The organism is Bradyrhizobium sp. LLZ17, assembly GCF_041200145.1.
Taxonomy (GTDB): Bacteria; Pseudomonadota; Alphaproteobacteria; order Rhizobiales; family Xanthobacteraceae; genus Bradyrhizobium.
Genome location: NZ_CP165734.1, coordinates 3,546,672 through 3,561,127 on the forward strand (window position 1 = coordinate 3,546,672; position 14,456 = coordinate 3,561,127).

Here is a 14,456-nt window from a genome sequence, read left to right on the forward strand (position 1 = left end):
TCGCGCGCAAGGATCATCGCCGCATTGATATGGCGCTGAAGCTTGCACACTTCCGGCCGTGAAGGAACTCGCAGGCTTGGACTTGGAGGCGCAGCCCTCGATCGATCCCAAGCAGATCCGCGACCTTGCCGCATCACGTTGGATCGCTGACGGAGAAAACGCGCTGTTGCTCGGGAGACGCACTTGTCGATCGCGTTGGGGCGAGAGGCGATCCTGGCCGGGTACACGGTGCAGTTCACCACGGCGACCACACTAGTCGCAGGCCTTGCCAAGGCTCAATTCCGCAGCCGATAGGTCGCTCATTCATTTAGCTATCGCATCCAAGATATCTTGATGACTGTCCAGAAAGCCCTCGAATACGTCCACAATGAACTCGGCGTCCGCGCGTGTCATTGGTGTCGAAACACACGCTGTAGCACTGTGCGGTAAGATAATGCCGTTCTCCACAAAGAAGCGCGTCAGCTGCATCATTACATTTGCTCCAGCACGCGTGGGATAGATCCCGCGATAGTCATTCGGGGTTTGCGCCTGCGGATGTATACGGAACAGTGAGGCGGCCCCAGTCACACAGACTGGCGCATGCCGGATCGAGATGGCACGGCCAATCCCCTCCCGGACAACTTTTCCAAGCGTCTCCAAATGTGCAAAAGTTCGATCATCCAAATGCCGCATCGCCGCCAGCCCCGCGGTCATGGAGAGGGGATTTGCGGAGAACGTACCGCCTTGCGGAAGCAGTGGCCGACCCGCTGAAGCATCGAAGACCTTCATCAACTCCTCGCGGCCGCCGATTGCCCCAATGGGCAAACCGCCGCCGATGATCTTACCCATGGTAATGAGATCTGGAACAAGGCCGTAACGGGCGGAGGCACCTTGGAAACCCTGCCTTAGATTGAGGACCTCATCAGCAATCACTGGAATGCTGTTCTTACGCGCCGTTTCCTGCACCGCAGCAAGGAATTCAGGCGTCGGCGCAATCAGGCCAGCTCTGCTTGGCATTGGATCCAGAATGATAGCGGCGAGATCGTGCGCATGCAGTGACATCAACCGGCGCACGTTTTCAACATCGTTGAAGCGAAGCACGACTACTTCATCGAGTACGCTCGCGGGCATCCCGCGATAGAAGGCCGTAGAGTTGGGTGCGATTGGGTCACCCCAATTGTCCGGCGTCGCGGCCTGACTAACCTCGACCCAGTCGTAAGCGCCATGATAGGCGCCCTCGAATTTGGCGATTTTCGAACGCCCGGTGAAGGCCCGCGCAGCCTTGATCGCAAACAGCACAGCCTCAGTGCCGGTGTTGACGAAGCGCACACAATCAATTCGCGGAATGCGGCCGCAAAGTAGTTCTGCGAGTTCGATCTCGCTCTGTGTCGGATTTGCGAAACAGCTTCCAAGCTGCAGTTGACGCGTAAGTGCTTCCACCACGGGCGCGAACGCATGACCATGGATCAACGTCGTGAAGTTGCAATTCAGGTCGAGAAACCGGCGACCATCGACGTCACACAGATGGCTACCAATCCCACGCTCAATGTAGAGCGGAGTCGGATCTTGCTCAATGGTTGCTCTTGAAGTTCCGCCAGGGAAAACCAGCTGAGCGCGGGCAAAGCTTTCCTCAGACCGCTGCCCAACCCGCAGAAATCCGGCCGTCGAGTTGAAAGCTTCACGCTGCCGGTTCACAGTATCCTCATCAATTTTCGTTCCTGAGTGGGCCGACACCCTATTCGTTGGGTAACCCATGTTCGCGCCTGTTCTTCAATGGTCGGTAGGACGCGCGTGCCGAGCCAGGCTACTGCCCTGAAATGAACCTGTATTGTGGCCCGTCTAATTGACGGTACACGTGAGCTTGGAGTCGGGATACTATCTACTCTAGTACTCGGAATCATAGCTGAGTGATACGGCGGCCTTTGAATCTGCGCTGCCGAACTTTTTTCTTGGTCTAGACGAAGGGCTCAGCTTTTTCGTTGTATGCGTCGACGTGCTCCTGGAGCTGCTTAAGGCTTGTGAAGGAAGCGCCGCTGAGGGACTGCCCCTGCAGGACCGAGAACCATCGCCTTTGATGTTGAGAGTTCTATCGGCCGGTATTGCGCTTCAAGTACCGCCAGACAAACGCTCAGTGGATCTTCGGGAGCCACGGTCGGCGAATTGGGGCGACCTACAACATCGTGTTCCTGAGCCTTGGCGCCGAGCCGGTTGCTCAGTTGACGCTCTTAACCTGATCCGAATGGACACACGAGATCGCAACAGGACTCTGCGCTACCCGGCAAAAAAGGTGGTACTCGTTGGCCGGCTTGATGACCGCGAACCGGTCGTTGTCAGCCGGCGGAACACCTTCGACCTTAGGAAAGCATCGCGGTACCGATGATACGCTCCTTCGTTAACCGTGCAATCTCGAGGTCGGAAAGCCCGAGAAGCCCCGATAGGATCTCCATGTTGTGTTGTCCCAGCGTCGGTGCCGCCGTGCGGATTGTATAAGGCCCTTCGCCTTCTCGAATTGGCATCGAGGGCTGCGGATGCAAGCCAACAAAGGCTCGTTCGACTTCCTGTAGATATCCTCGCGACCTGAGATGTCGATCATTGAGTAGATCAATTGGCAGGCGCGCCGCGCCGGCTGCTATTCCGGCTGCCTGCAAGTCGGACATCGCCTGATCCGCATCCCGGGTGAGCGTCCACGCTTCGATGCCTCTCTCAATCGCATCCTCGATTCCACGGCGACTCTCAGCGGAATTCAGCGACACGTCCAGAGCCCACTCTGGTCGGCCAACAAGGACGGCAAGCCTCTGCCACATACCTTCGTTCGTGGCGGCTACCACGATCCAATTATCCTCGCCGGCGCACCGAAAACAGCCATGCGGCACGAATTGTGGATGTCGATTACCATATCTTACAGGCGGCGCATTGTCGATCGAGTACACAGTGATCCAGGGCGCTGCAAAGGGCATCATGCATTCGATCTGCGCTAGATCGATGAACTGACCTTGCCCGATGGTGCGAGCGTGAACAAGCGCAACCAGGACTGCGGCGCAGCCGTTCAACCCGCCAACGGCATCCCCGAACGCGATGTGGCTCATCGCGGGTGGCCCATTAGCGTTTCCGACCACGTTCGGCAGGCCCGAGCCCTGTTCAAGGGTCGAGCCATAGGCTCGGCAATTGCGATGCACGCTGTTCGTGCCAAAGGCCGACATCGACATCATGATAAGCCGAGGGTTGAGGGTTCTGAGCACGTCGTAACCAAGCTCCAGCTTCGGCAGCACATCGGCTGAATAATTGTCAACGACAATGTCGGCTTCCGCTACGAGCCGTTTGGCCAGACTGCGGCCCTGCGGCCGCGTTAGATCGAGAGTGATGCCGCGCTTGTTGCGGTTCATCATGCAGAAGCGCGCCGTCTTCTCATACATCTGCTGGTTGATGTAAGCAGACCGCCGGTCAAGGCCGCGCCACCAGTCCGGATACTGTATCGCCTCTATCTTGATGACGTCGGCACCAAGATCAGCCAGTGTGCGCGTACACAACGGGCCCGCCCAGCCCATCGAAAAGTCGATAACGCGAATTCCCTGTAACGGCAATCCGCCAGCATCAATGCGGCCGGACGGCGCCGGCGAATCAGCAGAGAGACGTCTTCGCACGTTCGCGCTACTCTGCTGTTCCCCCGGAGCCGGAACTTTGCCGCCGCGGCGCGGCGGCGTTAATGTCAGCTTCTGCACCGACCCAACCGTCGAGCCCTTTTCTTCGCCAAGCACGAGCGGCACTATTGCGCCGCGCCCCTTCTTCTCTCCGTCCCGCAGCAGATCGGATGTTTCCGGTACCACGACGATCGGAATCTTGCGCTTCAATCCCTCGGCAAACCACTCCGGCGCTGTCCGCGTTTTCAGCCTACGCGTGAACTGTCGTTCAATCTGCTTAACGTGCTGTAGACGATCGGCGCCGAGGACGAGAGACGGATCGTCCCGCAACTGCGAGAGGTCTAACATGTCGCAGAACGCGCGCCATTGTGCCGGAGTAATCGTTGTGACACCGAGCCAGCCCTTCCTGGTTTTGTAAATGCCGATGGGAAAATTCGGCCAAAAGCGATTAATGCCAATCCGGCGCATGACGTCGCCATGCTCATACGCCTGGAATATCTGATACTCGCAAAGAGCGAGGCTCGATTCGAAGACACTGAGCGACCACGACCGCTTTCTCCTGGCACCCTGTACCCCTGCAACTATCGAAGAGACGGCGGCGATGAAGCCCCACAGACCGGCTACGATACCAGTCTGGAAATCCGGTGCGTGCAACGGCGGGCCCTCGACGGGTCCAGCCAGTTTGATGAGACCAGCGAGCGCGCGGACTGTCGAATCCGTTGCTGCGTATCCTGCATAGGGCCCTTGGTGCCCAAACCAGCTTGCTTCGAGGTAAATCATCCCCGAGCATCGCTGCCGGATCGCTGCGATATCAATGGATGGCCAATCTGCGACATCGATATCGCGGCCATCGACCAAAATGTCGCAATCCTCAATCAAGGCCGTCAGCCGTGTGATTGCGCCCGGGTCGGCTGCGTCGAGGATCAAGCTTGACTTGTTGAAGTTCAAGAATGCAAACCACCCGCTCTGGCCGCCGGGTGTGAACGGAGCGCTCCGGCGGAGCGGATCTCCCTCTGGCGGCTCGATCTTCTGAACGTCAGCACCGAAATCTGCAAACAACCGGGCGCAATAGCTGCTCGCGGCCGAGCTCCCGATTTCGACGACCCGCAGATGCGATAACGCCCCCATCAATATCGCTCCAATTTGCCTTTGGTCTGAGGCTCCGTTGCCCTAACAGCCGGCACAATCTGTCCACACCGGGAGCCGACGCTTCTTACAGCCCACAGATACACACTACTCGCGATCGGTGGAGCGGCCCTTGATCGAGGCATATACGTTTCCTGGTGTCTGTTTGCGAATGGTCGACGCTAATGATTTTGAATGCCGAGACAAACGAAGCGGCGTTGCTCGAATGGCTCCTCCGACGTTTTCCGGCGATCGCCTACGCAGCCAAAGCGCGAGTTCCTCCATACAGTTGCGAACACCGGGCAGCACGCAATCATCCAACCACACGCCACGGAACTCGTGCGTCCGCAACCTAGAAAAGCCGAACAGCAAAATGTGCGGCCGGGCTGGCGTAGCCGCTCCGGCGCATCGATCTTCCCCAAGCGCACGCGCAGCCGTACAATGAATATGCGCTTGAAATCTAACCATTTCACGAGCTTTGGCGAGATAAGGGCGGTGCCTCAGAGCAAATGTGCTTTGCATTCGGCTAGGCGGCGAACTCGCCACCGGTGATATCGATGGTTGCACCGGTGATAAAGCCCGTCATTGGCGAGGCCAGAAAGCTTGCGACGTGCGCCACCTCTTCAGCAGCTCCAAAACGGCCGACCGGGATCCTAGTGAGAGCGGACCGGTTTACTGCGGCCTCGGGCGGTCCAGTCAGACCGCTGAGAATCCGCCCGGGAGCGATACAATTGACAGTGACACCGTGTGGAGCGAGATCCCGTGCCGCAGCGCGAGTCAATCCGACCAATCCCGCCTTCGAAGCGGCATAATGCGGCCCGGCGATCATTGGCATCGCACGCCCCGCAAGTGATCCGATATTGATGATGCGTCCATATCCCTGCGCGATCATTGCTGGCGCCACGAGCCGTATGAGATTAAAGGCGCCGTTAAGATTGACGTCGATTACCCGCGCCCATTCGTCGAAAGACGTCTGCGAAAGCCAGGATGCATCCTGGACCGCGCGCTGCGGGGAAATCCCAGCATTGTTCACCAAAATCCCTATCTCGCCCAAACGTGCTCGGATGCGGTTGACAAAGACGTCCACCTCGTTGTGACAAGTTATGTCAATCTGGTCAGCATAGAGCCGATCTTCGGGACAGCCGAAAAGATCTAGCGCTCGCTTCACATGCTCTGCTCTTGTCGCAACAAAAGCTACGAGGTAGCCATCGGCCAGGAAACGACGGACGATCTCGAGTCCAATCCCGCGTGCTCCTCCGGTCACGAGAGCGACGCAGCGGCCGCTGTGCTTCTCTGATTCCAGCATACTGTTCAACCATCGCCAATGACATCACGAATGATTCGGAAACCTGAGAAGTGCATATTGTTGCTGCCTCACCCTGACGAGCAGAACTGGATATTGGCGCAGTACCCAAAACTCTTCGAAGTGAGACGCTCTTTTCGTTTCTGGTACTCTACACGAATGAAGACGCGGGCATCGAAAACGCCAAACGTTCAGGCGCGAGGGCACACTTACGCATTTCTTTGAACTCGCATACAGCTTCTGTAGACGCTGCTCACGCCCGGGCCAGCTACATGAACGATTTTCGGAACCGAATCGAGCAGGGGTGTGATATTGCGTTCCAGGGATCGCGCCACTGGCCTGAAGACGGAATTCTCCCGCAGATTTCAGTCCGACATAGGTACGCTCGGCGTAAGCCTTCGTGCTCGGGTATGGACGCGCCGAGGACGTCGGTTTCAATCGTCGAGGATTTCCCTCGAAGTCGAGCAATGGATCGGACGTCGACGAGCTTCCGTTGTCTTCGTCTAAACAATGTCGCAACGTTGTGGCTCCAATTTTCATATGTCCACCGTCTGAGTTGTCGTCTAGCACCTCACGGAACGCCCATAGACGGCTTCACCACTGTGTTTGAGATCTTTCCAATGACAACGCCGCATAGCCGTTCTATGTCGCGCTCTGTATGGTCCGCGGTAATGCACACCCGAATCCCTGCTTTCCCTTGCGCAACTGTCGGAAAGAACGTGACTGAAGTATAGAAGCCTGCATCGAGAAGCTCTCTTGCGATTGCAATCGCCTTATATTCTGATCCCATCTGAATCATTCGGATCGGAAATGATTTGCCTTGCTCGGCGGTTATAAGATGACGGTCGAAGATTTTGATTCGTTCCGCTAACCGCGTCTGCCGTTCGCCGAGCTCTGCGGAGCGATGAATCTTGCACGAGCCAAGCGCCGCTCCGACGGCCGCTAGATTGGGTTGCACTGAGAACGCGTATGGAATGGAGTACCGGCGAAACAGCGCTTCCTGGTCGGCCGTTCCAAGCATCACCATGCCGCCCGACGCCCCGAAGCCCTTCGCTAGCGAAGCAATTATGATAGTACGGTCACCTAGTACTTGCGGAAACTGAGAGCGAGCAAATCCCTCGCCTTTCTGTCCAAAGATCGATATACCATGAGCATCGTCGATATAGAGAAATAGACCATAGTGTTCCTGCAGTCGGCGCAGCTCCTTGACGGGGGCATTCCCACCCATCGAGTAAACACCATCGCATACGTAGGCGACTTGGGGATTTTCGCGGCACAGCCTTTCAAGAGCATCGAGGTCGTTGTGCTCAATGGTTTCCACGCGTGTTTCATCAGCCACTACTGGCTTGTGATACGCAAGCGATATGTGTGCAATGCGATCAAAGACTACGACCGGCTTTCTTCCGCCCGTCAACTGCCCCGAAGCAAGAAGGGGCATCACACCTAGATTGGCGAGCATAACGCTAGAGCTCGCGATCACGCGTGAAGAGAACATCTCCGACAAGGTCGTTTCAAGTTCCCCCATGAGATCGAAGTTGAGTCGCGTTCGCGCGCATGACCAATGCACCGATTGGTGTGCCTCTATCGCGTCGATCGCGCCAGCGATGACAGTCGGATGGTTGTCCAGACCTAGATATGAACATCGCACGAAATCGACTATTTCAGGTCGACCGTCGAGCCGATCCCTGCCTAAAGCGAAGGTTCGCCCGCTCATAGAGCGTCCCTGGAGGGCCATAAGGCCAGCCTCGTGGGCTGCATCGAAATACGGTCGGCTCGTGTTGATCATGTAAGCAGTATTACGAAAATGACCGTTTTGACGACCAGCATCTAAGAGCGGATTCTGCTGCTTCATTTCATTTCTCCGTTCCAGCCGCCAAGCTTGCGCTGCTTAGCTCTGTGGCGCGTCAATTGACGGCGTCGTCCGAATTGGAACTCTGTTACATAGGGCAGCTTGAGCCGCCCCTTTTTTATTTCAGACGGACTTAACCACTCGCGAGGTGGCGTGAGGAGCTACCAGCTTGGATAGCTCGGTGAGCAGACAAGGGCCTACAGGCGTTCCTATTAGCCTCGTCCCGTCCTGATGTAACCCTGGGCGAGCGGCCTTGGCGATGCACAGCATAACCCCTGTAACGCGCGGTGGAAGACTCCGCCCCCTAGACGTCATGAGGAATCGCCCTCCTCGTTCGATAGCCGACGAGAGAGCGAGTGAACGAGGAACGAACCACGGAAGACTCGCCGTCGATTGATCCAGGGGGAAGGTGATCAAAACACCGGATACGTGGCGGACATGTTGCGCCTGAGGCGCGCGGGTGGGATCAAAGCGAATTGCGCGGCAGCTAGGCTGGAGCCATCAGACGGTGACGGACTAGGTGGCGACGGGCGGGCTGAACCTTTCAAATCGCGTTAGCGCCCGAAGCAATCCGATGGCCTTGAACGTTCGCCGCGCGAGAGCTTCATTCGGCATTGCGGATGTGGTGCGCCAGGAGCTGTTGGCCGAAAAAGGCGTGGCAGTCAGCCGGCGAACGCTGTGATGTGGCGTGCAGCCCCATCCCGACGCGCTGAGGGCCGAAGCCTGACGACGACGCAGTTCGAGAGCTCGAGATCCCCGGCCTCCAGCTCCAGCTCGACTTCAGCGAGCGTCTAATCGAGATCGGAGAGGTGAGCAAGGCATTTGCTCATGGCTACGTTCGGGATCGCGGCCGCGACATGTGCGTGCGTTCGGGCCGACAAGCAAGAGTACTAGTTCGCCGAACTCGAGAACTCTTTCACGACCCTCGGCTGCGTGCCCGAGAAAGCCCTCATGAGAGGCATCCGAGGCGCATCGCGCCCAGTGGGAACGCGAGGTGGCGAACGTGCGCGTACGGTACGACCGGCGAGGGCGCGATCGCTCGCTTTGCGTGTGACGAGGCACACCGGTGCAAGCCGCTCCCCTTGCAGCCGTCGTTCGGGTCGTTGCACGGACTGGCCCGCGTGGTCGGCAAGGATGGTGCCGAGATCGAACGAACAGCTGCACGGTGCGAGGGTGCCAGCTCCTGCTCTGCTGTCCTGCTATTGCGTGCTCTTGCCAACTACGAAGCAGTTAACGAAAGGAGCTTCTGATGTGCGCAGAAGGCGTACGCGTACGACGAAGCTTTCAATTACCCACATTTCCGGCCGCTCCGATTTCGGCGCCGACTTCGATATCAGTGAGTCTGGAGAGTCCGCGCCAGATGACAACATTTCCGGCGGGCGGATCGCTGCCCTGGCCAGGTAGCCACCCAATCGTGCAAGTTTGGTCAAGTAGAATGCAAGGGTCCCAGAGCGACATCGTCGATGGCTGGCGCCACTGATGAGTCGATCAAGCAACGCGATCTCGGTGTCCGTCAACGCGAGTTTCGGTGACGCGTCTGGAGCGATGCGATTGAGCATGGTGAGCCAGAGGACGCGCCAGCTAAGAATACAGAAGACCGCCATTAGATTGGCAAGTCGCTCCGCCGTCCTGAGTTTTGAGTCTTCCGCCTTGCAACCCGATTTCAGTATCTTATGGAACACCTCGATTTTCCATCGCATGGCGTACCAGTTGATCTTCTCGATTACTTCGGAGCGACTGCGGACGGCTAGGTCCGTGATGAGCTTCCATTCAATTGGTTTACGGCCCTGTGGCGTACCGCGCTCGTTGGCATGGATTATCGTCAGGTCGAGGGCTGGATAACGTTTCTGCTTCCCGATGGGAGGCAAGACTGCGATCCGCTTGAACTTGATTTCCAGCGCGGCCTTCGTCGTCTCACCCTTGTGTTGCGCACGTCTATGTAATGCAAGTCTTTGACGCTGGTTTCTTCCATCTCGGTCGCAAATCGTATGACCGCCGTCGCCTGCCAGCCGATCGACGCAGGCGCGGACAAGGAAGTGAGCGCCAAGCTCTTGCGTCAGGCAATACAATTCGTAGATGTCGCTTTCGCGGTCGCCAATGTGAATGCAAGGCGCCGGCTGTCCGAGCCGCTCGATCGATTGCCTGAGATTGTCGAGCCTGCGAACGCTTTCCTTCTTCTCGATAGGAACGCGAGTCGGGTTAATCTTTTTCTTGAGCTGCGCGGTGCCTTTGAACTTTTTCCGTGTCCAGAACTTCACCGCCGCCAATCCCAGCGGTAGGCCCTCGACAGTTACGGCGAGACTGGAATGCATCAGCATTCCGCAGACCGTGTGATGACGCCAACGGCCATCCTTGTCCCGGCCGCTATTGACGCTCTTGGTCAGGCCGATGGCGCTCGTATTCGCACGTTGGTAGGAGAATTCCGTCGTGTCCTGAATGAGGAGAATTGGGCCCGTACAATCGTCGTAGCGCGTGCGTGTGGCGGCGAAGTGGCCGCTGAGGATGTCAGCTTCCTCCACGCGTTCGTTGGCGAAGAAGCGGTAGGCCGCCTTCGTGCTCGCCGAATCTTGGCATGCGAGCGGTATGCTTCCGCCCATGCCGTCACCAATTTGCTTCAACAGCTCCCCAAATCGCTGACCCAGACGGGCATCGTTGAAAGCTGCTTTGTCGATCTCCCGCTCCGTCCAATGTTCGACGGCGCTTTCAGCACCACATCCGGGCTGGCCGACGAACGACACGTCGTTCCGCTTGAACGCATCAAGGCACCTCTGCCGCGATTCAGGTGCTCGACAATGAATCACAAGCGATTCATCCGATTCAAGATTTTTCGATCGGGGCTATCGCAATAGAATCAAGCATTTGTGGGTAATTGAAAGACGACGAAGGCCGCCAGATTGACGCAAGCGCGCGAGCACGACGAGCTCTATGAAGGGCGTTGCGTGAAGATCAGGCAGCCTGCTGATCGGCGGGAGTGTCGCCTTGGCGGAGGAGCTTCCATTCCGTGCAGACTCGATACGGGAAGATCGGCGATACGGGCGACGATATCGGCGAGCCAGGCCTTGGGATCGACATCGTTAAGACGACAGGTGGTGATCATCGTCAGCATGATGGCGGCGCGGTCGGCACCGCGCAGGCTGCCGGCGAAGGTCCAATTGCGCCTTCCCAGGGCGATGCCTCTCAATGCGCGCTCAGCACAATTGTTGGTCAAGCAGATCCTGCCATCGTCGAGGAATCGGGCGAAGTCGTCCCAGCGCCTGAGCATGTAATTCATGGGCTTCAGGACCTCGGAGGAGCGCGAGAGGGGTTCGCGCTCGAGGAGCAGCCAGGCATGCATGTCCTCGAGAAGCGGCTTGCTCTTTTCCTGGCGCACGGCGCGCCGCTCGTCGGCGCCGCGGCCGTTGATGGCGCGCTCGATCTCGAACAAAGCGTCGAGGCGTCTGACCGCCTCCAACGCGATCGGCGAGACCGGTTTGCCCCTGTGGCCTTCCCGGGCGTTCTTCTCGATGTCGGCCAGCTCGAAGAAGCCCCGCCGCGCATGCGCGAAGCAAAACGCCGGCGTAATCGGCAGCACCTTCTTCTGCGGATCGAACAACGGCTCGAAGCCGTTGTAGCAATCAGCTTGCAGGATACCGGCGAAGGCGGCCAGATGCTTCTGTGGATGCTCGCCTCGACGGTCGCTCGAGGCGTAATAGACCGCCGCCGGTGGCGCTGGCCCGGCGAAGGGCCGGTCATCCCGCACATATGTCCAGATCCTGCAGTCCAGAGACATGGAAGTAGAACTTGGCTTGGCGTCTGCAAGCGGACTGCCGCATTCCGACGCCTTCGATGCCGTCACGCCTGCGAGCTCAACGGGCATCTACGGCGGCGCGTGGGAAGCGTTTACGCTCGATCCCTCCTCTTCGCTGTCAAAACTCTGGCGCATACTCGCCCGCTGCGCCGGGTGCAACGCTGGTTCAACTTTCTTGCTCATCATCTCCAACAGCAATCATTCAGCGAGCGTGCAAAGCGATAACAACCTGGCGCTTACTTCCAAAACTGGTAGTGGGAAACGCTTCGCTTTGCCTGTACTCTTCGCGCTCCAGAGCACGTCGGGTCGCGATTTAGTTCCGCAGGTTTGGAGGCGATCGAGGGTCCGGAACACTAGGAGCTCGAGAAGGACATCCTATTCCGAACGGCAAATCGGATCTGGGCCGTGTACACCTTCCGCGGGTGGCCGACTTTTCCACCCCGGCGCACAGCTTGCGGTGCTTCTCTGCGCCAATGGCCGCGGTTCGAAGAAAGCTGATCAAATACGGCATCAACGTTCTCGTAGTCTGATGGGTACGCTGAAGTTGCACACGAATCCGAACTTTCGTGAACGGCGCGTTGTAAATTGAGGATCATGTATTGAAGATTGGAGAAGTCGCTTGGATACCCCCCTTCGCGTAGGGCTACAGCGTCGACCGTCGTCTTCGTTGGCAGGAACCGTCGTGGTAACTGGGTTGCGGTCGAACAAAATGGCATTTTTGGCGGCTTGTTCATTAACCGCGCCCATGCTTTCAAATACGCGCGGTTTAAGAATGACAATCATCCGGAAGCGATCATGGAGGTATCGTGCGAAATCGAACTAAGATTTTCACCACGTCCAAATCACCGAAAGGAGGCGCGCGCACCTGACATCTCGGCGGCCCAGGTGCGCTCAAGTCGCTGACTTTGCTGCGCGTTCGCGAGCCGATCATCTATAATGTGTTCGCGCTGACTCCACTATCGAGCTTGGATGCGTAATCGGCACGTGCAGAGCACAATGACCGATCACTTGCTGACGGATTTCGTCCGGGGGGACCTCCGCTACAGACGAACGCCGCTAAGCGGCAAGCACGCGAGAAGAGTATCCTGAACAGCCGACCTCCCCCAAACATGCGGCGCACAGGACTAACACTACTTTGCAGATTTTGGCGACTGATTGGCGAAACTGGATCCCCAATCGGATTTTCGATCACATGGGCGGTCGGCTTTTGGAAGGTAGACCATGGTGGACACGAATCGAAGTGAAAGACGAGCTTGGGCGCTGGCTCAAGCCATTCCTGGAGCGTTTAGGTCACAAGGCGCGGCGGCGGATGTGTCCGCCTTATATCTCGCGATTGATTTGACCGGGCGATCGCAAAGCGTTCAACCGATGGCGGCGCGACTGGGACCGCGCGAGTATGACCAGTTGCACCATTTCATCGCGATGGCCTCGGATGCGGCGCCGGTAGAGCGGAATTGCTCATTCAGGCCGATCTCCTGGTCGGCGGCAAAGATGCGGTGCTGAACGACATGGCGATGCCGAAGAAAGGGCGATCGATCGGTCGGCGTCGCTCCAAAATATGCCTCGTCTCTCGGCAAGACGGCCAATTGCCAAGCATTCGTGTCGCTGACGCTTGCGTAGGGTGAAGTGCCGGTCATGGTGGCATTACGTATCTTCGTGCCCGAGACCTGGACGAGTAATCCGGTGCGCGTTAAGCGTGCGGGCGTTCCAGTCGACCACCGCGCAGCGCGGACCAAGCCCGAGATCGCCTTTGCGGAAATCGATCGCTTGATGGCAGCGGTATGCGCTTTCGGCTGTGTGTTGGCGGATGCCGGATACGCCCCCCAGCGCGCCATTCCGTCAGGGGCTCACGACACGCGGCCTGCCTGGGCGTTCGGTTTCCCCCGTCACCAGACGGATTATCCGGTGAACGGTAAATTCATCTGGCCGGTCGCCGCTCGAGGTCGTCCTCGCAATCGGCATATTTCGGATGTATTGTCGACGCCGGCAGAAGACATGCTGGCCAATGCCAAGTGGCGAAACGGGACCAAAGCCGGCTGGAAGCTCGCTTTGCCGCGGTTCGCGTGCGGACCGCTGATGGACTTGGGCAGCGGAAAGGACATGGGCCAGCAGCATCTTCCGGGAGACGAAGCCTGGCTCATCGGCGAACATGGGACGTCGGGAGAGAAGAAATACTATCTCGCCAATATGCCTTCCAAGCCGAATCTGCGCACGTTAGCTGCTACGATCAAAGCTCGATGGATTTGCGAACAGGCCCATCAGCAGTTGAAGGAGGGACTCGGGCTTGATCACTTCGAGGGACGATCCTAGCAGGCTTTCATCGTCATGCGCTCATGACTATGATCCCTTGCGCATTCCTCTAGCATCGCCGTCTTGCACAAGCGGGGCGGAAAAAACGAATCAACGGTCCACGCATCAGCCGAGCCTGCCGGCCGTACGCCAAGCCATCGTCGATCTCATGTTCAACACGACCTCAGCGAGGCCGTACTGCAGAGACAAAGCGGCGGAAAGCAGAGGCGTGAATAAATGGTGCCAAAGTAGTGCTGGCGGCCGGGTGGTTTGACTCATGATTGCCCCCTCTCCTACGGGACTGCCGTCAGCTTGCACGCGAGGCGCTCACGACTACCGAAAAAGGACTCTGCACCGTTTATCAACACGGCTTGCTGTAGCACAATCCCATATTCCTCCTACAATGGGTAGTGCCTCGGTCCATCGTTAATGCAGTAGCATGGCTAATGTCTCGCCCAGCGTGGACGCAGCTCATCAGCATGTGGA

Annotated in this window: 5 protein-coding genes and 4 pseudogenes; 2 read left to right on the forward strand and 7 right to left on the reverse strand. The window is 57.9% G+C overall.

What is annotated here, in order from left to right; all coding sequences use genetic code 11:
* The first annotated feature begins 58 nt into the window (after positions 1–58).
* Positions 59–294: pseudogene (locus AB8Z38_RS17285) on the forward strand (ATP-binding protein).
* Between the two features lie 9 nt (positions 295–303).
* Here the strand turns inward: AB8Z38_RS17285 and AB8Z38_RS17290 are convergent.
* From AB8Z38_RS17290 to AB8Z38_RS17320, 7 genes and pseudogenes are all read right to left on the reverse strand, one after another.
* Positions 304–1,734, reverse strand: a complete 1,431-nt coding sequence (locus AB8Z38_RS17290; RefSeq protein ID WP_369726235.1) for an aspartate aminotransferase family protein — start codon at positions 1,732–1,734, stop codon at positions 304–306.
* Positions 1,735–1,933: 199 nt separating this feature from the next.
* Positions 1,934–2,044 (reverse strand): annotated as a pseudogene (locus tag AB8Z38_RS17295) (IS630 family transposase); the annotation flags it as partial.
* Positions 2,045–2,333: 289 nt separating this feature from the next.
* Entirely contained in the window at positions 2,334–4,745 is a 2,412-nt protein-coding gene (locus AB8Z38_RS17300) for a CoA transferase (RefSeq protein WP_369726236.1), read from the reverse strand.
* Positions 4,746–5,268: 523 nt separating this feature from the next.
* Positions 5,269–6,048 (reverse strand): SDR family oxidoreductase, encoded by a 780-nt coding sequence (locus AB8Z38_RS17305; RefSeq protein WP_369726237.1) that lies wholly within the window; start codon positions 6,046–6,048, stop codon positions 5,269–5,271.
* A 568-nt stretch (positions 6,049–6,616) separates the two neighbouring features.
* Positions 6,617–7,897 carry an aminotransferase class I/II-fold pyridoxal phosphate-dependent enzyme gene (locus AB8Z38_RS17310; RefSeq protein WP_369726238.1) on the reverse strand — a complete coding sequence of 427 codons (1,281 nt, stop codon included), beginning with the start codon at positions 7,895–7,897 and terminating at the stop codon, positions 6,617–6,619.
* 1,196 nt (positions 7,898–9,093) lie between these two features.
* Positions 9,094–10,632, reverse strand: coding sequence for an IS4 family transposase (locus tag AB8Z38_RS17315; RefSeq protein ID WP_369726239.1), 1,539 nt, complete (start codon positions 10,630–10,632; stop codon positions 9,094–9,096).
* 208 nt (positions 10,633–10,840) lie between these two features.
* Positions 10,841–11,648: pseudogene (locus AB8Z38_RS17320) on the reverse strand (IS66 family transposase); the annotation flags it as partial.
* Positions 11,649–12,888: 1,240 nt separating this feature from the next.
* Between AB8Z38_RS17320 and AB8Z38_RS17325 the strand changes: the two are divergent.
* Positions 12,889–14,207: pseudogene (locus tag AB8Z38_RS17325) on the forward strand (IS701 family transposase).
* The last annotated feature ends 249 nt before the right edge of the window (positions 14,208–14,456 follow it).

Bases quoted from the DNA above. Each gene is read 5' to 3' on its own strand.
- AB8Z38_RS17310 (WP_369726238.1), bottom strand. From the start codon at position 7,897: ATGAAGCAGCAGAATCCGCTCTTAGATGCTGGTCGTCAAAACGGTCAT.
- AB8Z38_RS17300 (WP_369726236.1), bottom strand. From the start codon at position 4,745: ATGGGGGCGTTATCGCATCTGCGGGTCGTCGAAATCGGGAGCTCGGCC.
- AB8Z38_RS17290 (WP_369726235.1), bottom strand. From the start codon at position 1,734: ATGGGTTACCCAACGAATAGGGTGTCGGCCCACTCAGGAACGAAAATT.
- AB8Z38_RS17305 (WP_369726237.1), bottom strand. From the start codon at position 6,048: ATGCTGGAATCAGAGAAGCACAGCGGCCGCTGCGTCGCTCTCGTGACC.